A 23,186-nucleotide genomic window follows, 5' to 3' on the forward strand; every position below is an offset into this window, starting at 1 on the left:
GCCTGCACCGGATGAGCGGGGCGATGGTGCGCGCCTCGTGGCGGGTGGCCGGTGGCCAGATCCTCGGCGCCGCCGTCGCGCTGCTCTGCGCACTGCCGCTGGTGCGGATCTTCATCAATTCCGGCGCCGACTACAACGGCAGCGGGTTCGAGTCGATGCCCGTCACCCTCGCCGAGGCCGCGGCGACCGTCGCCGGGGCGAACTGGCCGGTCCTCGCGCCGTGGATCGGCGCCCTCGGCGCGTTCGCGGCCGGCTCCAACACCGTGTCGAACATGATGTTCGCCCTCTTCCAGTTCACCACCGGGCAGAGCATCGGGGCCGACAGCCCGGAGACCATCGTCGCGGCCCAGGCGGTCGGCGGCGCGGCCGGGAACATGATCGCGGTGCACAACGTCGTCGCGGCAGCCGCGACGGTCGGCCTGCTCGGCCGCGAGGGACCGCTGATCCGCAAGTCGCTCATCCCGATGACGTACTACCTGCTCGCAGCGGGCTGCTTCAGCTTCATCTGGGTGTACGGGTTCGGGCTCAACGTCGGCACGGTGCTGCTCGTCCTGCTCCTCGCGGGCCTGGCGGCCACGGTGCTGCGGCTGCGGACGCGCACGGAGAGCCGCAACCACGACCTCCAGCTCGACCGGGTCTGAGCTCAGCCGCAGCCGCCGCTCCCGCACGCGCAGCCGCCCGCCCCGGTGGCGGCCGCGGGGCGGGCCTGGGTCTCGCCCGCGCCTCGCAGCAGCACCTCGGGGCCTGTGCCGCGCAGCGAGGCGTCGAGCACGAGGACGAGGTGGGCGGTGGCGATGTGCCGGCCGCGGCGGGCCAGGGCGTCGGTGATCTGGAGCAGGCAGCCGGGGTTGGAGGTGACGAGGAGGTCGGCCTGGGTGGCCGCGACGTTCGCCGCCTTGCGGTCCCCGAGCTCACGGGCGGGCTCGGGGTGGGTGAGGTTGTAGATGCCCGCCGAGCCGCAGCACATGTCGCCCTCGGCGACCTCGCGCACGGTGAGGCCGGGGATCTGGTCGAGCAGCTGCCGCGGCTGCGAGCGCACCCGCTGGGCATGGGAGAGGTGGCAGGCGTCGTGGTAGGCGACGGTGACCGGCAGCGGGTGACGGCGGGCGACGGGGCCGAGCTCGACGAGCACCTCGGAGATGTCGCGCACCCGGGCGGCGAAGTCCCGTGCCCGCTCGGCGTAGTCCGGGTCGTCGGCGAGGAGGTGGGCGTAGTCCTTCATCGTCGAGCCGCATCCCGCGGAGTTGACGACGATGCGCTCCACCCCGGTCTCGGTGAAGGCGTCGATCAGCGCGCGGGCGTAGTCCAGCCCCTCGCGCTCGCGGCCGGAGTGGACGGACAGCGCACCGCAGCAGCCCTGTCCGGGTGGGGTGACGACGTCGCAGCCCTCGAGGTTGAGGACCCGGACGGTCGCGGCGTTGACCCCGGGGTAGAACTCGCGCTGCACGCAGCCCAGGAGCAGCCCGACCGTCATCCGACGCTCGCCGCGGGCGGGCACGAACGCCGGGATGCGCACCTGTCGCTCGACCGGCGGGGCGACCGCCTCCATCGTCGCGAGCGTCGGGGAGATGCGCTCCAGGACGCCGCTGCGCCGCACCAGCCGGCTCAGCCCGCTGCGCTGGTAGAGGGCGAGCGGCCCGCGCAGCAGGCGCAGCCGCCCGGGGTGGGGGAAGAGGGCGAAGATGCCTGCGCGCAGCACCCGGTCGCGCAGCGGACGGTGCCCGCTCCCGCGCCGCTCCACCTGCTGGCGGGTGGCCTCGATGAGCTTGTCGTACTGGACGCCGGAGGGGCAGGCCGTCACGCAAGCCATGCAGCCCAGGCAGTTGTCGATGTGCCGCACCATCGAGGCGGACATCGGCTCTCCCTCGTTGCCCTGCTGCATGAGGTAGATCCGGCCGCGCGGGGAGTCCATCTCCTCTCCCCACAGCGCGTAGGTGGGGCAGGCGGGCAGGCAGAAACCGCAGTGGACGCAGTCGGCGATGAGCTCGGGGGACGGCGGGTGGTGGTCGTCGAAGGCCGCCTCGGTGAGCAGGTCGGGCAGGGTGGTGCCGGCCTGGGCGGGCAGGTCACCGCCCCGCTGGCCCCGCGGCGTGTCGACACTCATCAGATCCCTCCCACGAAGCGTCCGGGCGCCAGGGTGCGGCCGGGGTCGAGCCGGTGCTTGACGGCGCGCATGAGGTCCAGGCCTGCGACCGGCCCCCAGGCGTCGAGCCCGGCGCGGACGTCGGCCGGGGCCCGCAGCACGACGACGGTGCCCTCACCTGCCGCCGGGGCCACCCGGCGCAAGTCGGTGACGGCGGCGGCGACCGCCGCGGGTGCCGGCGCCGTGATGCCGGCGTGCAGCACGCCCAGCGCCGACCCGCGCACCGCGACACCCACCCCGTGCCGCTGCTCGGCGGCACGGGCCGCCTCCAGGAGGCGGGCGACCCCGGTGAGCGTGGCGGTCGCCTTGGCCAGGACCGGTCCGCCGGGCAGCGCGGACCACCACGCGGGCTCCGCGCCGACCTCGCCGCCGACGAGCGCAGCGGCCCGTGCCGCCCGCTCCGTGACGGCGTCGGCGGCTCCCTCGAGGAGCACGGCGACCGTGGCGGTGTCCGACCCGGCCGGCCGGTCGAGCTCGACGGCGGACGGCGCGAGCTGGGAGGCGACCACCTCGCGGGCCGCGGCCGCCACCTCCGCGAGCGGCCCGGTGCGCACGACGAACCGGCGCGCCGCCGGGACCGGGTGGAGCCGGAAGGCGGCCTGGACGACGACGGCGAGGGTGCCGTAGGAGCCGGTCATGAGCTTGGCGAGGTCGTAGCCGGCGACGTTCTTCACCACCTTGCCCCCCGAGGCGGCGACGGTGCCGTCGGCCAGGACGACGGTGGCGCCGAGGACGAGGTCGCGCAGCGCCAGCCGGCGCAGCCGCCGCGGCCCGCTCACCGCCGTCGCGAGCGCCCCACCGACCGTCGAGCCGCCGTCCAGCCGCTGCCGCGGGGCGTCGACGACGAGCTCCTGACCGGCACCGGCGAGCTGCTCGCGCAGCACCCGCAGCGGGACCCCGGCCTGGACCGAGACGATGAGGTCCCCCGCCGCGTGCTCGAGCACCCGGTCCAGCGCGGCGAGCTCGAGGACGACGTCGGCCCGTTCCGGTGGGGCGCCCCAGTCCAGCGCCGTCCCGGCGCCGCGCGGCACGACGGTGAGCCCCTGCGCGGTGCAGTGCGCCAGCACCCGGGAGACGGCCCCCACCGTGGTGGGCCGGACGACCGCCCCCGCGGGCACGCCGTCGACGGCGTCCTGCTGCGCAGCCTCGCGGACCCGGCCCTCGCCGGCGAGGCTGCGGGTCAGGGCGGCGAGGTCGACCGCAGGTGCCGTGCGCGGCATCAGAAGACCTCCGCACCGGCCACGGACAGGTCGGTGTCGCCCCGGCGGCGGGCCGGCGGCGGGCCGCACAGCCGCGGGGTGGGGAACACCTTGCCCGGGTTGGCCAGGGTCGCGGGGTCGAAGGCGCAGCGCACCGCCTGCATGGTGTCGAGGTCGTCCTGGGTGAACATCCGCGGCATGAACTTCGCCTTGTCGGCGCCGACGCCGTGCTCCCCGGTGATCGACCCACCGTTGGTGATGCACAGGTCGAGGATCCCGCCGGCCACCTCCTCGGCGCGCTCGGCCTCGCCCTCACGGGCACCGTCGAAGAGGACGAGCGGGTGGAGGTTGCCGTCCCCGGCGTGGAAGACGTTGGCGACCCGTACGCCGCGCTCGGCGGCGAGCTCCTCGATCTGGCGCAGCACCTGCGGCAGCGCGGTGCGCGGGATGACGCCGTCCTGCACGAGGTAGTCGGGGCTGATCCGGCCCACCGCGGCGAAGGCGGACTTGCGGCCCTTCCAGATGAGGGCCCGCTCGGCGTCGTCCTTCGCCACCCGGGTCTCGAAGGCGCCGTTCTCCCGGCACAGCCGCATGACGGCGTCGAACTCCCCGGCGACGTCGGGACCCGCGCCGTCGAGCTCGACGACGAGCACGGCACCGGCGCCCTCCGGGTAGCCGCACGCCACGGCCTTCTCGGCGGCCTCGATGGCCAGGGCGTCCATCATCTCGATCGCGGCGGGGACCACGCCGGCCGCGATGATCGCCGAGGTGGCGGCGCCGGCGTCGTCCACGGTGCGGAAGCCGGCCAGGACGGTGCGCACCTCCTCGGGCAGCCGGGTGAGGCGGACCGTCACCTCCGTGACGACCCCGAGGGTGCCCTCGGAGCCGACGACGGTGCCGAGGAGGTCGTAGCCGGGCGGGTCGGGGGCCTTCCCGCCGAGCTCGGTGAGCTCGCCGTCGGGGGTGACGAGCCGCAGCCCGGTGACGTGGTTGGTGGTGAAGCCGTACTTCAGGCAGTGCGCGCCGCCGGAGTTCTCCGCGACGTTGCCGCCGACGGAGCACACCGACTGGCTCGAGGGGTCGGGGGCGAAGTAGTAGCCCTGCGGGTCGGCCGTGTTCGTCAGCTGGAGGTTGACCACCCCGGGCTCGACGACGGCGCGTTCGTTCTCGACGTCGAGCTCGCGGATGGTGCGCATCTGCGCCAGGACGAGCAGGACGCCCTGCGCGTCCGGCAGCGCGCCGCCGGAGAGCCCGGTGCCCGAGCCGCGGGCGACGAACGGCACCCCGTGCCGGGCGCAGGCGCGGACGGTGGTCACGACGTCCTCCTCGTCGCGGGCGAGGACGACGAGCCCGGGCACCACCTTGTACTGGGCCAGGCCGTCGCACTCGTAGGTGCGCAGCTGCTGGCGGTCGGTGAGGACCTGGTCGGGCGCCAGCGCGGCGCGCAGCTCGCGGGTGACCTCGGCCAGTGCAGACATGCCACAACCTCCTCGTCGGTGCCCGGCCCCGCGGTGGGGAGGGCGCGGCGTGCGCCCTCCCCTATCGCATCACGGCATGCGCTCGTAGGCAGGCAGAGTGAGGAAGTCGGCGTACTCCTCCGCGACGGCGACCTCGAGGAAGGTCTCCTTGGCCTGCTCGTAGTCGGCCGGGTCGCCCGGGAGCCCCGCCACCTCCTCGGCGACGATGCGGTCGATGAGCTCGCGGGTGACCTTCTCCCCGGTGTCGGCGAGCGTGACGTCGTTGTGGAGCCACTGCCACACCTGGGAGCGGGAGATCTCCGCCGTCGCGGCGTCCTCCATGAGGTTGAAGATGCCCACGGCACCGCGGCCGCCGAGCCAGGCCTGGAGGTACTGGATGCCGACGGAGACGTTGTTGCGCAGGCCGGCCTCGGTGACGTCGCCCGGCGTGGACCGGACGTCGAGCAGGTCGGCGGCGGTGACCTGGACGTCCTCGCGCTTGCGGTCGATCTGGTTCGGCTTGTCGCCGAGGACCTCGGTGAAGACCTCCTTGCACAGCTCGACCATGCCCGGGTGGGCGACCCACGACCCGTCGAAGCCGTCGCCCGCCTCGCGGGTCTTGTCGGCCCGCACCTTCTCGAAGGCGGCCTTGTTGACCTCCTCGTCCCGGCTGGGGATGAAGGCCGCCATGCCGCCGATGGCGTGGGCGCCGCGCTTGTGGCAGGTGCGCACGAGGAGCTCGGTGTAGGCCCGCATGAACGGCACCGTCATGGTGACGGCGTTGCGGTCGGGCAGGAGGAAGTCCCGGCCGCGCGTCCGGAAGCACTTGATGACGGAGAACATGTAGTCCCAGCGGCCGGCGTTGAGCCCGGCGGAGTGGTCGCGCAGCTCGTAGAGGATCTCCTCCATCTCGAACGCGGCCGGGTAGGTCTCGATGAGCACCGTCGCCCGGATCGTCCCCTGGGGGATGCCGAGGAGGTCCTGCCCGATGACGAAGGCCTCGTTCCACAGCCGTGCCTCGAGGTGGGACTCGAGCTTGGGCAGGTAGAAGTAGGGACCCAGGCCCTTCTCGATCTGCCGCAGCCCGCCGTTCGCCAGGTAGAGCGCGAAGTCGACCAGCGCGCCCGAGGTGCGCTGCCCGTCGACGAGGATGTGCTTCTCCGGCAGGTGCAGGCCGCGGGGGCGCACGATGATCGTGGCGAGCTCCTCGTCCGGCCGCAGCCGGTACTCCTTGCCCGTCGTCGGGTCGGTGAAGTCGATCCGCCGGTCGATCGCGTCGAGCAGGTTGAGCTGCCCCTCGACGACCGAGCTCCACAGCGGGGTGTTGGCGTCCTCCTGGTCCGCCAGCCAGCACTTCGCCCCGGAGTTCAGCGCGTTGATCGTCATCTTGCGGTCGGTGGGGCCGGTGATCTCCACCCGCCTGTCCACCAGGCCGGGTGCGGGCGGGGCGACCTGCCACGAGTCGTCCTCGCGGATGTGGGCGGTCTCCGGCAGGAAGTCCAGGGTGCCTCCTGCGGCGAGGTCCGCCACGCGCCGGGCGCGGGCCTCGAGCAGCTCCAGCCGCCGGGCGTCGAGCCGACGGTGCAAGGTGGCGATGAGCTCCAGCGCCGTCGGGTGCAGCACCTCCTCGTAACGCTCGCGCATCTCACCGGTGATCGTCACGCCGTCGGGAGTAGTCACTGACGCCGCCTTTCGCGCTGCGGAAAACTGAATCTTCGTTGTGGAAGAGCGTAGGTGACGTGGCTCACGGGCGTCAAAGGCTGGGGCAGCGAGGGCAGCACCCCCTGGTCCCCGGCACGGGGGGCGACGGCGACGGCGGCCGGCACGACGGCGACGGGTTCGGCTGAGCGGGCGCTGCGGCCGGCGCGGCCCGGGCAGGAGGGCGGTCAGTCCCGCGGCGAGACCCGGGCGACGACGGCGCGGTGGTCGCTCGCCCCGACGTCGAGCACGGTGGCGGCGTCGACGACGTAGCGCTCACCGTCCACCAGGACGTGGTCGATCGGGGCGCCGACCAGCCGCGGGAGCCGAGCCGGCCAGGTCGCCACCCCGCCCACCCCGGCCTCGGCGGCGGCGTCGACGCACGAGCCGACGTCGCGCATCGGCGCGTGGTCGAGGGTGGCGTTGAAGTCCCCGGCCACGATGACGCCGTCCTCCGACCGGCACGGCTCGGTGACCGCCACGAGGTCGCGCCGCCACCGCTCCATCGCGTACCCCGGCTCGTGGGGGCTGATCGGGTGGACGGCGACGAGCACCGGCCCCGAGCCGTCGGCGGGCTCGGCCCGTACGGCTCCGTGTGCGGTGAGCGGGCTGGCGGACTCGACGTACTCGCCGAGCGCCTGGCTGACGAGCAGCGCGGTCGAGCTGGCGTCCCACGGCCCGGTCGTGCGCGCGAGGACCTGGTAGGAGGTCCCGGTGCGTGCGGCGAGCTCGGAAGCGATCGCCTCGGCACTGGCCGCGGAGGTCTCCGGCAGCGCGAGCACGTCGGCCCCGGCCTGCGCGGCGGCATCGGCGACCTGCGCCGGGGAGGCTCCGCCCCCGTAGGTGTTGAGGGTGAACACGGTGAGGGCACCCTCCCGCGCCTCCGGCAGCGGCTCGTCGCCCAGCCCCCGGTCGTACACCACCCAGCCGTGGGTCACCCCGACGGCGAGGAACACCAGCGCCAGCACGGTCCGGCGCGGCCAGCGGCGCCCGACCAGCGCCCCGACGAGCACGCCGAGCAGCAGCAGCGCCCCCAGCCCCCCGAAGCCGGCGGCGAGGGCCGTCCGCAGCGCGATGAGCTGGGTGACCGGCGCCGTCGTCGAGAGCCCCACCCGAGCCGGGTCGAGGCTGACGAGGGCGACCGCCGCGAGCGCCAGGGTGAGCCCCCAGCCGAGAAGCCTGAACACCCCGCCATTGTCACCCGCGGCCCGGCCCCGACCGGCCCGCCGTTCACCGCGAGGAAACGGGCGTGCCCCGGCGCGCTGCGATCGGTGAGAATGGTCCACCGTGAGTGAGCAGCGGGTTACCGGCACACGTCGGCGGGGGCAGGGGCGCCGGCGCCGTGCCGGCACGCGCCGGCCCGAGCACCGCGGGTACACCCCGGAACAGCTCGCCGCCCGCCGCGCCGCGGTCCCGCGGATCAGCTACCCGGCCGAGCTGCCCGTCTCGGCGCGCCGCGAGGAGATCGCCGAGGCGATCCGCAACCACCAGGTCGTCATCGTCTCCGGTGAGACCGGCTCCGGGAAGACGACGCAGCTGCCCAAGATCTGCCTCGAGCTGGGCCGCGGCGTCACCGGGATGATCGGCCACACCCAGCCGCGCCGGATCGCCGCGCGCACCGTAGCCGAACGGATCGCCGAGGAGCTGGACGTCGAGCTGGGCGGCGCCGTCGGCTACCAGGTGCGCTTCACCGACGAGGTCGGGCCCACGACGCTGGTCAAGCTCATGACCGACGGCATCCTCCTCGCCGAGATCCAGCGCGACCCGCTGCTGCGCCGCTACGACACGATCATCGTCGACGAGGCCCACGAGCGGTCGCTCAACATCGACTTCATCCTCGGCTACCTCGCCCGGCTGCTGCCCCAGCGGCCGGACCTCAAGGTCGTCATCACCTCGGCGACCATCGACTCCGAGCGCTTCGCCGCCCACTTCGGCCGCGAGGGCGAGGACGGCGAGCGTGTCCCGGCACCGGTGGTCGAGGTCTCCGGCCGGACGTACCCCGTCGAGATCCGCTACCGCCCGCTCGTGCCCGACGTCGACAGCGAGGACGAGGAGCAGCCGGTGGAGGAGCTCGACCAGCCCACCGCGATCTGCCGGGCCGTCGACGAGCTCATGGCCGAGGGTCCCGGGGACATCCTCGTCTTCCTCTCCGGCGAGCGGGAGATCCGGGACACCGACGTCGCGCTCGCCGAGCACCTCGGCCCGCGCTACGCCGGCCGCGCCACACCCGGGCAGCCCGGCGTCGTCGAGGTGCTGCCGCTGTACGCCCGGCTCACCGCCGCCGAGCAGCACCGGGTCTTCGAGCCGCACCGCCACCGCCGGATCGTGCTGGCGACCAATGTCGCCGAGACGTCGCTGACCGTGCCGGGCATCCGGTACGTCGTCGACCCGGGGACGGCGCGCATCTCGCGCTACTCCAACCGCACCAAGGTGCAGCGGCTGCCGATCGAGCCCATCTCCCAGGCCAGCGCCAACCAGCGCGCGGGCCGCTGCGGCCGCGTGGCCGACGGGGTTGCGATCCGGCTCTACTCGCGGTCCGACTTCGAGTCGCGCCCCGAGTTCACCGAGCCGGAGATCCTGCGCACCTCGCTCGCCTCGGTCATCCTCCAGATGACCGCTCTCGGGCTGGGCGACGTGGAGGACTTCCCCTTCGTCGACAAGCCCGACACCCGGGCGGTACGCGACGGCGTCCAGCTCCTCATGGAGATCGGCGCCCTCGAACCCGACGACGGCGGCCCCACCGGCGCGGGCAGCGGCCCGGGTCGCTACCGGCTCACCGACATCGGGCGCCGCCTCGCCCGCCTGCCCATCGACCCCCGGCTCGGGCGGATGCTGCTCGAGGCGCAGCGCAACGGCTGCGCGGCGGAGGTCATGGTCATCGTCGCGGCGCTGTCCGTGCAGGACGTGCGCGAGCGCCCCGCCGAGCACCAGCAGGCCGCCGACGCCCAGCACCGCCGCTTCACCGACCCGACGTCGGACTTCCTCGCCTACCTCAACCTGTGGCGCTACCTGCGCACGCAGCAGCGCGACCTGTCCGGCTCGGCCTTCCGCCGGCTGTGCCGCGCGGAGTTCCTCAACTACCTGCGGGTGCGGGAGTGGCAGGACGTCGTCGCCCAGCTGCGCCAGCTCGCCAAGCCGCTCGGCCTGACGATGCGGCCGCTCGCGCTGCCCAGCCGCGAGGAGGTCGGGGACGACCCGGCCGCGGCAGCCGTGGCCGCGGGCCGTTCCGCCGACGCCGCGAGCGCCGACGCGATCCACCAGTCCCTGCTCGTCGGCCTGCTGTCCAACCTCGGCACCTACGACGAGCGCCGCCGGGAGTACCTCGGCGCGCGCGGCACCCGGTTCGTCGTCTGGCCCGGCTCCGGGCTGGCGAGGAAGACCTACGACTGGGTGATGGCCGCCGAGCTGGTCGAGACCTCCCGGCTCTTCGCGCGCACGGTGGCGCGGGTCCGGCCGGAGTGGGTCGAGCCGCTCGCGCAGCACCTGGTGAAGACGGTGTACTCCGAGCCGTACTGGTCCACCCGCCAGGGAGCGGCGATGGTCCACGAGAAGGTGCTGCTGTACGGGATGACGCTGGTGGCCGACCGCACCGTGCCGCTGGCCCGGGTCGGCACCGCCGAGGCCCGCGCGCTGGCCCGCGAGATGTTCATCCGCCACGCGCTCGTCGAGGGCCAGTGGCGCACCCACCACCGTTTCTACGCCCGCAACCGCGAGCTGCTCGCCGAGGCGGAGGAGCTGGAGCACCGCACCCGCCGCCGGGACCTCGTCATCGACGAGCACGGGTTGTTCGACTTCTACGACGAGCGCATCCCCGACTCCGTCGTCAGCGCCCGGCACTTCGACTCGTGGTGGAAGAAGGCGAGCCGGGAGGACCCCGAGCTCCTCACCTTCACCCGCGAGCTGCTCTTCGGTGGGGAGCCGGACGTCTCCTCCGCGGACTTCCCCGACACCTGGCGGCAGGGTGACCTCACGCTGCCGCTCACGTACCAGTTCGAGCCGGGCACCGCGGCCGACGGCGTCACGGTGCACGTGCCGGTCAGCGTGCTCGGGCGGCTGCGGCCCGACGGCTTCGACTGGCTGGTCCCCGGGCTGCTGCCCGAGCTCGTCGTCGCCACCATCCGGTCCCTGCCCAAGCGGGTGCGCGTCAAGCTCGTGCCCGCCCCCGACGTCGCGCGCGAGGTCATGGCCCTGCTGCCACAGTGGTCGGACGTCGCCCCCGCCCCGTTCGGGGCGCCGTCCTTCCGGGAGGCCTTCACCGCGGCCGTGGCCATGGCCCGCGACGTCGAGATCCCCGACGACGCGTGGGACGAGGAGAAGCTCCCCTCCCACCTGCGGATGACCTTCCGGGTGGTCGACGAGGACGGCACGGTGCTCGGGGAGGGCACGTCGCTGCCCTTTCTCCAGCGCCGGCTCGCCGCCCAGACCCAGCGCGCCGTGCGCAACGCGGTCAAGGGCGCGGTCCAGCTCGCGATGGAGGAGGCGCGCCGGCAGTCCGGGGGCGCCGTCGCGTCGGGGGCCGACGACGCAGGACCCACGGCTGACGCCGTGCCGGGTGCCGCGGCAGCGGCCCGCCCGACCGGCCTGGCCGAGGAGCACGGGCTCACCGGCTGGCCCGCGGTCGGCACGATCCCCCAGCAGGTCGAGTCGACCGGACCGCAGGGCCTGCTCGTCCGCGGCTACCCGGCGCTCGTCGAGGTGCCCGGCGGACGCGGCACGCCCCCGCGGGTGGACCTCCTCGTCCTCGCCGACGCCGCCGAGCAGGCGCGCGAGCACCGCCGCGGCGTACGCCGGCTGCTGCTGGGTGAGACGGCCCTCGCCACGCAGCGGGTCACCACCCGCTGGACCGGGCGCGAGGCCCTCACGCTGGCCGCCGGCCCCTACCCGGACACCGAGTCGTTCGTGGCCGACGCGCAGCTCGCCGCGGTGACGGCGCTCGCCGACGAGTGGGTCGCCGCCCACGGCGGACGCGAGCCGATGGACGCCGCCCGCTACGGCGAGCTGCGCGAGACGGTGCGTGCCGGGCTGGAGGACCGGGTCTACCAGGTCATCGGGCAGGTCGTCGCGACCCTGGAGGCGCAGCGTGAGCTCGAGGCGACGATCAAGGACGCGACGTCGATCCACCTCCTCAACACGCTGACCGACGTCCGGGAGCAGGTGTCGCGGCTCGTCTACCCGGGCTTCGTCGCCCGTACCCCGGCCGACCGGCTGGTCCACCTCCCCCGCTACCTGCGCGCGGCCCGCCGGCGGATCGAGCGGGCACAGGACAACGTCCACCAGGACGCCAACCTCGCCTGGCGGGTGGCCGAGCTGGAGGAGGAGTACGAGGCCGCTGCCTCCGCGGCGCGGCACGCGACCGCCGACGCGGGCCGGCAGGCCACGCTGGCCGAGGTGCGCTGGCTGCTGGAGGAGCTGCGGGTGAGCTTCTTCGCCCAGCAGCTCGGGACCCCGGTCAAGGTGTCGGAGAAGCGCATCCGCAAGCTCCTCGCCTCCGCCTGAGGGTGCCGCGCCCCGACCGCGCCGCGCCCCGCGCGTGAGCATGGTCACCCCCGGCAACAGGGCCCGAACCCCTCAACAGGACGGGCGGGACGGCGGATATCTCCGGCTGAGACCACCCGTCTGCCCCAGGAGACCATCGTGCCCGCTGCCACCCGCCCCGCCGCGACCGACCGTGCCGTCCGGCAGGACGCCCACCGGGTCCTGTCCGCACTGCACGAGGGGGTCGCCGCCCACCTGCTCGCCGGCCGGCCCGCGCCCGGCCGCGACCAGGTCGCCGTCGTGCTGCGCGCGCTGTCCACCTTCCCGCTGTGCATCCGGATCCTGCCCCAGTCCGACCGGCGCCGGCGCAGCGGGGACGCGGCGGCGGGGGTGTCGCGCTACCTCGCGGGCTTCGCCGACCACCTGGCCCACCACGGCGAGCGCACGACCTACGACCCGGAGTACTGGATCCTCGGCGAGCCGGTCACCGACCGCCTGCTGCGGCTCGTCTCGGGCGCCCCGGCCGACACCCGGCCCACCGACCGGCAGGTCGCCGCCGTGCTGCTCGCCCTGGCCGACACCCGCGAGCGCGCGGTCCCGCGGCGCATCGTCGAGGTGGCCGGCGACGGCGACCTGCCGTGGAACGGCGCGACCGGGATCGGCACGTTCTTCCAGGACCTCGCCGACCACGTCCTCGCCGGCTGACCGCTGCCCACCTCCCGGGACGGCGGACCGACCCGCCGCCCCGCCCGATCCCTCGCACCGGCGGTGGGACCTCGGCACGTCCGGGCACCCGGCCCGCTGCGCAGCGGGCGACCGCGCGGGAAGGGCGCGGCGTCGGGCGAGCCGACCGGCGCTTCTCGCCTACCGGGCGCGGGCGCGCCGCGGGTCCGGGACACGACTACGCTCGTGCCAGCGAAGTCACCGATCATGCCGAGGCTGCCATGCGTACTGTCCGTCGACTGCTCTCCTCCGGCCTGGTCGCCGTGCTGGCGCTGGCCGTGCTCGTCGGCCTGCCGAGCCAGGCCGCCGCTGCCGAGCACTACCCGCGGCCCCCGTCGGGCACCTGGGAGGTGCAGGGCCGCGGCTGGGGCCACGGCCGCGGGCTGTCCCAGTGGGGCGCCCAGGGCGCCGCGGAGCAGGGGGTCCCCTACCGCGAGATCCTCGCGTTCTACTACCCGGGGACCGAGGTCGGCAGCGTCGGGAACGAGACGCTGCGGGTTCGGCTCATGGCCCACCAGGACGTCTCCTCGGTACGGCTCTGGGCCCCCGCGGGCGCGACGACGCTCACCGTGGCCGGGGCCGGCAACACCACCCGCACCTACCAGGGCGGCTACATCACCGTCGACCGGCGCGAGAACAACCGCTTCTGGGTCCGGCACACCACCGCGTCGGGTGCGCCCGGCCCGGTCCACGCCTTCACCGCCACCGAGCTGAGCGTCTCCACGGGCGAGGGCGTGGTCGTCGGCACGTCCGGCAGCCGCGGTACGTGGTACCGCGGCACCATCCGGCTGGTCCGGGAGAACAACACCCTGTTCGACGTGCGCAACCACGTGCCGCTGGAGGAGTACCTGCGCGGCGTCGTCCCCCGGGAGAGCCCGGCGTACTGGGAGATGGAAGCCCTCAAGGCGCAGGCGGTCGCGGCCCGCAGCTACGTCCTGGCCGAGATCGCCGGCAACTCCGCCGGGCTCACCTGCGACACCACGGCCTGCCAGGTCTACGGCGGCCGCGCGGTCGTCGACCGGGCCGGCACCGTCGTCGAGGCGCGTGAGCACCAGCGCACCAACCAGGCCGTCGCCGACACCCGGGGCGAGGTCCGCACGTACAACGGCGCCGTCGCCTTCACCCAGTTCTCCGCCACCAACGGCGGCTGGTCCACCGACGGCGGGCGGCCCTACCTCGTCGCCCGGCGCGACCCCTGGACCGGCACCGCGACCGGCGACCCGCGCAGCCGCTGGACCGACCAGCTCGCCGTCAGCACCGTCGAGGCCTACTGCCCGGACAACGGACGGCTCCGCGAGCTCGTCGTGACCAAGCGCGACGGGAACGGCGCCTTCGGGGGACGGATCACCGAGGCCCAGGTGGTGTGCAGCAGCGGCACCCGCACCCTGACCAACCCGAGCGACCTGCGCTTCGGGATGTACCACCACTGGTGGCGGGTGACGCCGCCGCCCACCGGCTTCTTCCTGTCCAACCGGCTCGGCTCGGAGGCGGAGATCGTCTTCCAGTACGGGCGGCCGGACGACGAGGTGCTCATCGGCGACTGGGACGGCAACGGCACCGACACCATCACGGTGCGCCGCGGCAAGACGTTCCATGTCGCCAACAGCCTGCGCGCCGGCAACGCCGACTACGCCTTCCAGTACGGCCGGGCGACCGACGTCATCCTCATCGGCGACTGGGACGGTGACGGGCGCGACACGATCGCTGTACGCCGCGGGCGGGAGTACCACATCCGCAACGACAACCGGGGCGGTCCCGCCCAGACGGTCATCACCTACGGCCGGGCCGGGGACGACGTCCTCGTCGGCGACTGGGACGGCGACGGCCGCGACACGCTGGCCGTGCGCCGCGGCAACGAGTACCACGTGAAGAACTCGCTGCGCGGCGGTGACGCCGACACCGTGTTCCGCTACGGCCGCGCGGGTGACGACGTCATCGTCGGCGACTGGGACGGCGACGGGGAGGACACCTTCGGGGTGCGCCGCGGGAAGGTGTACCACCTGAAGAACTCCCTGCGTGGCGGCGACGCCGACCACGTCGTCTCCTTCGGCCGGGTCACCGACGAGGTGCTCGTGGGCGACTGGGACGGCGACGGCACCGACACCCTGGGGCTGCGCCGCCTCGTCCCCTGACCTCAGCGCGCGGCGAGCAGCGCCTCGACCTCCCGGACGGCGTCCCGGCCGGCCCGGTTGGCCCCCACGGTGGACGACGACGGCCCGTAGCCGATGAGGTGCACGCGCGCCTCGGCGGCCGGCCGGGTGCCGTCCATGACGATGCCGCCGCCGCGGCCGCGCAGCCGGAGCGGGGCGAGGTGGTCGAGCTGGGCGCGGAAGCCGGTGGCCCACAGGATGACGTCGGCCCGCTGGAAGGTGCCGTCGGCCCAGCGCACCCCGTCGGGCTCGACCCGCTCGAACATCGGCCGGCGGTCGAGGGCGCCCCGTTCGGCGGCGGCCCGCAGCGCGGGCGTCCAGGGCAGCCCGGTCACCGAGACCACCGAGCGGGGCGGCAGGCCGGCACGTACGCGCTCCTCGACCAGGGCCACTGCCCGGCGGCCCTCCTCGGGGCCGAACGGCCCGTCGCGCCACACCGGCTCCCGGCGGGTCACCCACGTCGTCGACGTGACCTGGGAGATCTCGTCGAGCAGCTGGACCGCGGAGATGCCGCCGCCCACGACGACGACGTGCCGGCCGCGCAGCGCCTCGGCCGAGACGTAGTCGGCGGTGTGCAGCTGCTCGCCGAGGAAGGTCTCCCGACCGGGGTAGTACGGCCAGTACGGCCGCCCCCAGGTCCCGGTGGCGTTGACGACGGCACGGGTGAGCCAGCTGCCACGGTCGGTGCGCACCCGCAGCGGCCCGTGCGGGTCGGAGTCCACCGGCTCGACCGACTCCACCCGGACCGGGCGCAGCACCGGCAGCGCGAACCGCTCCTCGTAGGCGGCGAAGTAGCGCGGCAGCGCGGTGTTCGACGGCTCGTGCGGGTCGGGCGGCGGCTGCTCCATCCCGGGCAGGTCGTGGATGCCGTTGACGGTGGCCATCCGCAGCGAGTCCCAGCGGTGCCGCCAGGCCCCGCCCGGCCCCTCCTCGCCGTCGAGGACGACGAAGGTGCGCGCGCGGGCCTCGGGCGCGGAGCTGCCGGTCTCGAGCGCGGAGCGGAAGCCGCGCCGCTGCAGGTGGTGGGCCGCGGAGAGCCCCGCCTGGCCGGCGCCGATGACGACGACGTCTGCCGTGCGCTGCCCCGTCGCCGTGGCGGGGGCGGGACCGGGGGCGGCGTGCAGCAGGGTGCTCATGGAGGCGTCAACGCCGCGGCGCACCGGGTGCTTCCGGCCCGGCGCAGGGGCTTGGTCACACCGGCTCGTGCCCCCGCACCGGCCCCAGCCCGGGAACGGCGCCTCCGGGCCCAATCCCGGCCTGTCCCCGGGACGTAGAACGAGGTAGCCCGGTCGTGCGGCCGGGCAGCGGGAAGGGGGCAGTCATGGGACGACGACGGGTACGGACCGGGATCGTCGGGGGTGTGCTCGCGGTCGGCCTGCTGGCCGCGTGCGGCACCGGTGAGGAGACCCCGCAGACCCCGGAGACCACGGAGCCGCCGGCTGCGGAGGAGAAGCCGTCGGCGACGGACGACGCCACCGGGGGCGAGGACATGGCCGGGGCGCCGGTCGTCGCCGTCGCCGAGTCGGACCTCGGGCCGATCCTCGTGGACGGTGAGGGTATGACGCTCTACCTGTTCACCCAGGACTCCCCGGGGATGAGCGCGTGCCTGGACCAGTGCTTGGAGGCGTGGCCCATCCTCGAGGGGGAGCCCACCGCGGGGGAGGGGGTGGACGAGAGCCTGCTCGGCAGCTTCGAGCGGGAGGACGGCACGGTGCAGGCGACCTACGCCGACTGGCCGCTGTACTACTTCGCCCAGGACACCGCGCCGGGGGACGTCACCGGTCAGGGGGTCAACGAGGTCTGGTACGTGCTCTCACCCCAGGGGGAGATGGTCGAGGCACCAGCAGCCGACACCGGCGCTCGCGCCGGCTACTGAGGGTCACAGCTCGGCGATCGCCTTGAAGCTGGCGTCCAGCGCGGCCCGCGTGGCGGGCATGTCGCGCATCGCGACCCCGACGAACAGGCAGTCCACGACGACGAGCTGGGCGATGCGGCTGGCCATCGCCCCGGACCGGAAGGTCGTCTCCCGGCTGGTGGTGACGAGCGTGATGTCCGCCGTCTGCGCCAGCTTTGAGCCCGGGTGGTTGGTGATGGCGATGGCGCGCACCCCCTGGGCCACGGCGAGGCGCGTGGGGGCGATCGCGTCCGGGGTGCTGCCCGAGTGCGACACCGAGATGACCACGTCGCCCGGACCCCGGAGCGACAGGGCGGTCACGGCGGCGTGCCGGTCGCCGTGGTAGACGGCGTTGAGGCCGAGCCGGGAGAGCTTCTGGCACAGGTCCATCGCGGTGACGCCGCTGGCGCCCACCCCGACGAGGTCGATGCGACGTGCCTCGACGAGGGCGTCCACGGCCGCCTGCAGCGCGCCGATGTCGAGCATCGCGGCCGTGTCCTCGACGGCGCGCGCGTCGGCATAGCCGATCTTCTCCACGACCTGTTCCAGGGTGTCGCTCGGGTCGAGGGTGCCGGAGATCGGGCCACGTGCGGTGCGCCCCTCCTCGATGCCGGCGGCCTTGGCCAGCGCGAGGCGCAGCTGCGGGTAGCCGGAGAAGCCCATCCGCTTGGCGAAGCGGACGACGGTGGGGGCGGAGGTGTTGCACCGTTCGGCGAGCGCGGTGATCGACTCGCGGGCGACCGAGGTCGGGTCGGCGACGACGGCCTCCCCCACCCGGCGTTCGGCGGGCCGCAGCTCGGGGAGCATCGCGCCGATCCGGCTGACCAGTGCAGCCCCGTCCGGGGGAGCGGGCTCGGTCATGACACCCTCCCTGGCTTGTAACTAACTTGTTATCGAGTGTACTACGAAGTAACTCCTTGACATCCCGTGCCCGGACGGGGCATCGTCTTCCACAAGGTTGCCACGGGCAGGACGAGCCGAGGCGCAGAGCAGCGTGCGAGGAGCGACGATGTCGTCAGGAGAGAGCCCCCGCTGGGGCGTCGCCGTCGACTCGCCCACCGAGGAGCGCAACCCCCGCACCGTCGACCTCGACGTCGTCGACACCCTGGAGCTGCTCCGCCTCATCAACGCGGAGGACCAGCTCGTCCCCGACGCCGTGGCCGCCGCGCTGCCCGCGCTCGCGCGGCTCGTCGACGTCGCCGCGGAGCGGGTCCGCGCCGGCGGCACGGTTCACTACGTCGGCGCCGGCACGAGCGGACGCATCGGCGTGGTCGACGCCGCCGAGCTGCTCCCCACCTTCCGCCTGGAGGACGGCGTCGTCACGGCGCACCTCGCGGGCGGGCCCGCCGCCATCGTGCGCGCCGCCGAGAACGTCGAGGACGACGCCGCCGCCGGGGCGAGCGACCTCGACGAGGTGGGCGAGCGCGACGTCGTCATCGGGCTCGCCGCCTCGGGCCGCACCCCTTACGTGGCCGGCGCCCTCGCCCACGCCACCGAGCGCGGCGCCGTCACCGCACTGGTCACCTCCAACCCCCGCTCCCCGCTGCGCGGGACGGTGGACGTCGAGGTCGTCGTCGAGACCGGGCCCGAGGCCCTCACCGGCTCCACCCGGATGAAGTCCGCGACGGCGCAGAAGCTCGTGCTCCACAGCTTCTCCACGGCGCTCATGGTGCGCCTCGGCCGCACCTGGTCCAACCTCATGGTCTCGATGGTGGCGACCAACCAGAAGCTGCGGGCGCGGACCGTGACCATCCTCCACCAGGCCACCGGCCTGGAGCGGGCCGCGTGCGAGCGGCTGCTCGAGGCGGCCGACGGCGACCTCAAGGTCGCCCTCGTCATGAGCCTCGCCGACACCGACACCGGCACCGCCCGCGCCGCGCTGGACGACGCCGGCGGCGTCGTCCGGGAGGCCGTGCGGTCCCTCACTCCTCCGAGCCAGACACCCCCGTCACGAAGGGAACCATGATGCAACGCCGCATGTACACCGCGACAGCGCTGTCCGCCGTCCTCCTCCTCGCCGCCTGCGCACCGTCGTCCGACGCCCCGGACCCGGGGGACGACGCCACCGGCGACGAGCAGACCCAGGACGCGGCGAACGGCGAGGAGTGCGCCGAGGACGTCACCCTGCGGGTGTGGTCCTGGCGCACCGAGGACGCCGACACCTACGAGAACGTCATCTTCCCGGCGTTCGAGGAGCAGAACCCGTGCATCACGGTGGAGTTCCAGGCCTTCGTCAACACCGAGTACAACCAGATCCTGCAGACCGGCCTCACCGGCAGTGACGGCCCGGACGTCGCCCAGGTGCGCAGCTACGGGCTGCTCCAACCGCTCGTCGAGGGCGGCAACCTCGTGGCGCTCGACGACATCGTCCCGGAGGTGAAGGAGTTCGACGAGACCATCCTCGCCGGCGCCCTGGGCCGGGAGGACGGCCAGGTCTACGGCGTGCCCTTCGCCTCCCAGACCCTGCAGATGTACTACAACGTCGCGATCTTCGAGGAGCACGGACTCGAGGAGCCCACCACGTGGGACGAGTTCATCGAGGTCAACGAGACGCTGGCCGCGGCCGGCGTGACCCCGATGTCCGTCGGCGGCCTCGACGCGTGGATGATGCCGATCGTCCACGACATCGTCGGCTCGGCCCAGTACGGCGGCTCGGAGTTCGAGGCCGCGGTCCTCGCCGGTGACACCGACTTCACCGACCAGGCCTACGTCGACTCCCTGCAGACCGTCGTCGACCTGCAGCAGTACATGCCGGAGAACGTCGTGGGCGTGAGCTACACCGACTCCCAGGTGCTCTTCACCACCGAGCAGGCCGCCATGTTCCCCGGCGGCTCCTTCGAGCTGGCCTTCTTCCAGGCGGAGAACCCGGAGATGGAGCTCGGCGTCTTCCAGGTGCCGCCGCCGCCCGGCTCCGCCCTGGACCACCCGGTGACCCCGGCGTACGCCGACGGCAACTGGGGGCTGAGCGCCAACAGCCAGCACCAGGAGGAGGCCGAGACGCTCATCAGGTGGCTCGCCACCCAGGAGTTCGGGCAGATGGTCGCCAACGACCTCAAGCAGTTCTCCCCGGTCCCCGGCGTCACCTTCGAGGACCCGCTGATGCAGGAGATGTGGGATCTGTACCAGGAGAACCCGGCGCCCTACCTGCACCTGGTGAACTTCCGCTACGGCGACCCGACCGGCACCGACCTCGTCGGTGCGGGCATCCAGGAGCTCTTCCTCGGGGACAAGGAGCCGGCCGAGGTGGCCGAGGACGTCCAGAACGGCCTGGCCGAATGGTTCACCCCGGGCCAGTGACCGCCACCTCCGCGCAGACCGCCTCCGTGGAGGCCGGGCAGCGCCACCGTCGTACCCTGACGGCGGCGCTGCCCACCCGGGTCGCGCTCCTGTTCATCGCCCCCGCGGCGATCCTCTTCGCGGTGTTCGTGCTGTACCCGATGGTCACCGCGGTGACGTACTCGATGTACTCCTGGCGCGGGACCAGCCAGGAGGAGTTCGTCGGGCTGGCCAACTTCGTCCAGCTGTTCACCGCCGAGCCGTACCGCAGCGCCGTGCCGCGCGCCTTCGGGCACAACCTGCTGATGTTCGGCGGGGCGATGGTGGTGCAGAACTCGGTGGGCCTCGTCTTCGCCGCCATCCTGCACCGCCGCGCCCGCTTCCGGCGCCTGTTCCAGGTGCTGTACACGATGCCGTACCTCGTCAGCCCGCTCGTCGTCGGCTACCTGTGGTCGCTGCTCCTGTCCCCGCTGTTCGGGCCGGTCAACGCGGCCCTCAAGGCGGTCGGGCTGGACGCGCTGGCCCTGCCGTGGCTGGGCACGCCGACGACGGCGCTGTGGGTGGTCGTCCTCGTCACGGCCTGGCAGTGGGTCGGCTTCCCGCTGCTCCTCTACGGGGCCGCGCTCGGGGGGATCCCGCCGGAGCTGGACGAGGCCGCCGAGCTCGACGGCGCCTCCGGGCCCCAGCGCTTCTTCGCGATCACGCTGCCGCTCATGACGCCGATCATCGGCACGGTCAGCGTGCTCACCTTCATCTTCACCATGGAGGCCTTCCCGATCCCCTACGCGCTGGGTGGCTCGACCGGGGCCCCGGCGGGCGCGACCGACGTCATGTCCCTCGTCTTCTACCGCACCGCCTTCGAGTCCGGGTCGTCCAACGCCATCGGCACGTCCTCGGCGATCGCGATCCTGCTCTTCCTCTTCATCTTCGGGCTCTCCACCGTCTTCACCCGCTGGTTCCGCCGCACCGAGGGGAGGATCCTGGGATGAGCGCTGCCGTCCCCACCGCGCACCGTCCCGGCGGTGACGACGGGCACGCCTTCGTCCCGCCGGTGGTCGCCGCCCCGCTGCCGGGGCCGCGCAGGCCTCGCCGGGATCGGGGCTGGGCCGCCGCCGTGACGTCGACGGCGCTGTGGCTCTACGCCGCCGTCGCGGTCCTCCCGCTGCTCGTCATGGTGACGAACTCGCTGCGCGCCAACCGGGAGCTGGCCACCGAGCCGCTCGGGCTGCCGCTGCAGCCGGACTTCACCAGTTACCAGCGGGCCTGGATCGAGGCGTCCTTCTCCACCTACTTCCTCAACTCGATCATCGTCACGGTCTCCTCCGTCGTCATCGCGACGGTGGTCTCGCTACTCGCGGCCTACGCCCTGGCCCGCGCCCGGGGGCGGCTCATGTCGGTCATCGAGACGGTCTTCGTCTCCGGCCTGATGATGCCGGTCTTCCTCATGATCGTGCCGATCTTCTACCTGCTGGACTCCTTCGGCCTCATCAGCAGCCGGCTCGGGCTGGTCATGGTCTACGCGGCGGTGAGCATCCCGTTCTCGGTGTTCGTCCTCACGACGTTCTTCCGGCAGCTGCCCGGTGAGCTGGAGGAGGCTGCCCGGCTCGACGGCGCCGGCCCGATCCGGATGTTCTGGAGCGTCATGGCGCCGCTCGTGCGCCCGGCCGTGGCCACCGTCGTCGTCTTCCGCTTCGTGCCGATCTGGAACGACTTCTTCTACCCGCTCATCCTCATCCGCAACCGGGCGAACTACACCCTGCCGGTGGGCCTGACGACGTTCTTCGGCGAGTACCAGACCGACTGGTCCACGCTCTTCGCGGGCCTGGTCATCGCGACGCTGCCGCTCATCGTGCTCTTCCTCGTCGCCACCCGGCAGATCATCGCGGGCCTGACGTCCGGGATGGGGAAGTAGGTGGCGTGAGGGCGGTGCTCGCCGTCGACCTCGGCGGCTCCGGCTCCCGCGCCCGGCTCACGACGCCCGCCGGCGCCCGGGAGGCGGGCGGCGGCCGGCTCCGGGTGAGTCCGTCTGGTCTGGTGGCGGCGCCGCTGGTGACGGCGCTGGTCGAGACGCTCGGGGTGCGTGCCGGCGAGGTGGACGCGGTGTGCGTCGGGTCGAGCGGCATCCTCACCCTGTCCGACGGCCCGCAGGTGCTGTTCGCCGCGGTCCGCGAGGCGCTGGGCGAGGTGCGGACCGTCGTCGCCTCCGACGCGGTGACCTCCGCGGTCGGCGCCCTCGGCGGCCGTCCGGGGGCGGTGGTGCTCACCGGCACCGGGTCGACAGCGCTGGGCACGGACCTCGCCGAGTGCTGGCACAAGGTCGACGGCTGGGGCCACGTCCTGGGCGACGCGGGATCCGGCGCGTGGATCGGGATGCGGGCGCTGCAGGCCGCGCTCGAGCAGCACGACGGCCGCCGGGGCGACGCCGCCCGGCTGCTCGCCGCCGCGGTCGAGCACCTCGGGGCGCCCGAGACGTGGCCGCGGCAGATCTACACCCGCGAGGACCGGGCCGGCGTGCTCGCCTCTGTCGTCCCCGACGTCGTCGCCCTGGCCGAGGACGACGACCCCGTGTCCCGGCAGCTCCTCACCGCCGCCGGTCGGGAGCTGGCGCGCAGCCTCGCCGCGGCGCTGCGCCCGCCGGTGCCGCCGCTCGCCTCGTGGACCGGCGGGATCTTCCGCTCCGCCGCCGTGCTCACCGCGATGCGGGCAGAGCTGGCCCGGCTGCGCCCCGGGGCCGCCCTCGAACCGCCCCGGGGCACCTCCCTCGACGGCGCCGAGCTCCTGGCGCGACGAGCCGTGACCGGCGACCTGGTGCCAGCCGAGCCGTTCCTCACCGTCCACTGAACCGGACCCGGGCGCACGCTGCATGATGGACAATGCCGGACCCGGCGCACGATGCACGGCCGGAAGGGATCTGTGCTGCCGGAAGAGTCAGAGTGATCCACGTGATGGGTCAGTCGGAGGGGCCAGACTGATCCACGTGATGGGTCAGCCAGACGGGTCAGACTGATCCACGTGATGGGTCAGCCAGACGGGTCAGAGTAATCCACGTGATGGGTCAGCCAGACGGGTCAGACTGATCCACGTTGTCGGTCAGCGGAGGGACTGATCCACGTGGCGAGTCAGTCTGACGTCTCCGGAACGACACTCCCTCTCGGCCGCCGCGCGTCCTGC

General features: G+C 73.8%; 17 protein-coding genes. 10 read left to right on the top strand and 7 right to left on the bottom strand.

Annotation, left to right across the window (positions count from 1 at the left end; all coding sequences use genetic code 11):
• Positions 1–641, top strand: a 641-nt coding sequence (locus tag Q0195_RS00280) for an L-lactate permease (protein ID WP_299273014.1), incomplete at its 5' end; no start/stop codon positions are given.
• A 2-nt stretch (positions 642–643) separates the two neighbouring features.
• Here Q0195_RS00280 and Q0195_RS00285 read toward each other — a convergent pair.
• The 5 genes from Q0195_RS00285 to Q0195_RS00305 form a co-directional block, all read right to left on the bottom strand.
• Positions 644–2,104 carry a heterodisulfide reductase-related iron-sulfur binding cluster gene (locus tag Q0195_RS00285; RefSeq protein ID WP_299273017.1) on the bottom strand — a complete coding sequence of 487 codons (1,461 nt, stop codon included), beginning with the start codon at positions 2,102–2,104 and terminating at the stop codon, positions 644–646.
• The gene (locus tag Q0195_RS00290; RefSeq protein WP_299273020.1) at positions 2,104–3,363 is read right to left on the bottom strand and encodes an FAD-binding oxidoreductase; all 1,260 of its coding nucleotides are present in this window, start codon (positions 3,361–3,363) and stop codon (positions 2,104–2,106) included. The genes Q0195_RS00285 and Q0195_RS00290 overlap by 1 nt, the downstream gene beginning before the upstream one ends.
• Positions 3,363–4,820, bottom strand: coding sequence for an FAD-linked oxidase C-terminal domain-containing protein (locus Q0195_RS00295; protein WP_299273022.1), 1,458 nt, complete (start codon positions 4,818–4,820; stop codon positions 3,363–3,365). The genes Q0195_RS00290 and Q0195_RS00295 overlap by 1 nt, the downstream gene beginning before the upstream one ends.
• A gap of 69 nt (positions 4,821–4,889) precedes the next feature.
• Positions 4,890–6,479 carry a malate synthase A gene (gene aceB / locus Q0195_RS00300; RefSeq protein ID WP_299273024.1) on the bottom strand — a complete coding sequence of 530 codons (1,590 nt, stop codon included), beginning with the start codon at positions 6,477–6,479 and terminating at the stop codon, positions 4,890–4,892.
• A gap of 206 nt (positions 6,480–6,685) precedes the next feature.
• Positions 6,686–7,684, bottom strand: a complete 999-nt coding sequence (locus Q0195_RS00305; RefSeq protein ID WP_299273025.1) for an endonuclease/exonuclease/phosphatase family protein — start codon at positions 7,682–7,684, stop codon at positions 6,686–6,688.
• Between the two features lie 100 nt (positions 7,685–7,784).
• On the opposite strand from Q0195_RS00305, the gene hrpA reads away from it, so the two are divergent.
• From hrpA to Q0195_RS00320, 3 genes are all read left to right on the top strand, one after another.
• On the top strand, positions 7,785–11,993 hold the full coding sequence (gene hrpA, locus Q0195_RS00310) for an ATP-dependent RNA helicase HrpA (protein WP_299273027.1): 4,209 nt from the start codon (positions 7,785–7,787) through the stop codon (positions 11,991–11,993).
• A 138-nt stretch (positions 11,994–12,131) separates the two neighbouring features.
• Positions 12,132–12,677, top strand: coding sequence for a hypothetical protein (locus Q0195_RS00315; protein WP_299273029.1), 546 nt, complete (start codon positions 12,132–12,134; stop codon positions 12,675–12,677).
• A 239-nt stretch (positions 12,678–12,916) separates the two neighbouring features.
• Positions 12,917–14,827, top strand: a complete 1,911-nt coding sequence (locus Q0195_RS00320; protein ID WP_299273030.1) for a SpoIID/LytB domain-containing protein — start codon at positions 12,917–12,919, stop codon at positions 14,825–14,827.
• 2 nt (positions 14,828–14,829) lie between these two features.
• Here Q0195_RS00320 and Q0195_RS00325 read toward each other — a convergent pair whose 3' ends face one another.
• Entirely contained in the window at positions 14,830–15,981 is a 1,152-nt protein-coding gene (locus Q0195_RS00325; protein WP_299273032.1) for an NAD(P)-binding domain-containing protein, read from the bottom strand.
• 185 nt (positions 15,982–16,166) lie between these two features.
• On the opposite strand from Q0195_RS00325, the gene Q0195_RS00330 reads away from it, so the two are divergent.
• Entirely contained in the window at positions 16,167–16,721 is a 555-nt protein-coding gene (locus tag Q0195_RS00330) for a hypothetical protein (RefSeq protein WP_299273034.1), read from the top strand.
• A 3-nt stretch (positions 16,722–16,724) separates the two neighbouring features.
• On the opposite strand, the gene Q0195_RS00335 is transcribed toward Q0195_RS00330, so the two are convergent.
• A complete protein-coding gene (locus tag Q0195_RS00335; RefSeq protein WP_299273035.1) occupies positions 16,725–17,600 on the bottom strand; it encodes a MurR/RpiR family transcriptional regulator in 876 nt (291 codons plus the stop codon).
• Between the two features lie 148 nt (positions 17,601–17,748).
• Between Q0195_RS00335 and murQ the strand changes: the two genes are divergently transcribed.
• Genes murQ through Q0195_RS00360 form a run of 5 tightly spaced genes read left to right on the top strand, consistent with a single transcriptional unit; the run spans position 17,749 to position 22,856 of the window.
• Positions 17,749–18,705 (top strand): N-acetylmuramic acid 6-phosphate etherase, encoded by a 957-nt coding sequence (murQ, locus tag Q0195_RS00340; protein ID WP_299273037.1) that lies wholly within the window; start codon positions 17,749–17,751, stop codon positions 18,703–18,705.
• Positions 18,702–20,036 carry an extracellular solute-binding protein gene (locus tag Q0195_RS00345; RefSeq protein ID WP_299273039.1) on the top strand — a complete coding sequence of 445 codons (1,335 nt, stop codon included), beginning with the start codon at positions 18,702–18,704 and terminating at the stop codon, positions 20,034–20,036. Before murQ ends, Q0195_RS00345 begins: the two co-directional genes overlap by 4 nt.
• Positions 20,033–21,004 carry a sugar ABC transporter permease gene (locus Q0195_RS00350; protein ID WP_299273040.1) on the top strand — a complete coding sequence of 324 codons (972 nt, stop codon included), beginning with the start codon at positions 20,033–20,035 and terminating at the stop codon, positions 21,002–21,004. The genes Q0195_RS00345 and Q0195_RS00350 overlap by 4 nt, the downstream gene beginning before the upstream one ends.
• Complete coding sequence (locus tag Q0195_RS00355; protein ID WP_299273042.1) at positions 21,001–21,927, top strand: carbohydrate ABC transporter permease; 927 nt, start codon at positions 21,001–21,003, stop codon at positions 21,925–21,927. Before Q0195_RS00350 ends, Q0195_RS00355 begins: the two co-directional genes overlap by 4 nt.
• A gap of 5 nt (positions 21,928–21,932) precedes the next feature.
• Positions 21,933–22,856 (top strand): BadF/BadG/BcrA/BcrD ATPase family protein, encoded by a 924-nt coding sequence (locus tag Q0195_RS00360; protein WP_299273043.1) that lies wholly within the window; start codon positions 21,933–21,935, stop codon positions 22,854–22,856.
• Positions 22,857–23,186: the final 330 nt, after the last annotated feature.

The sequence above is a fragment of the uncultured Georgenia sp. genome (assembly GCF_937958535.1).
Classification (GTDB): domain Bacteria; phylum Actinomycetota; class Actinomycetes; order Actinomycetales; family Actinomycetaceae; genus Oceanitalea.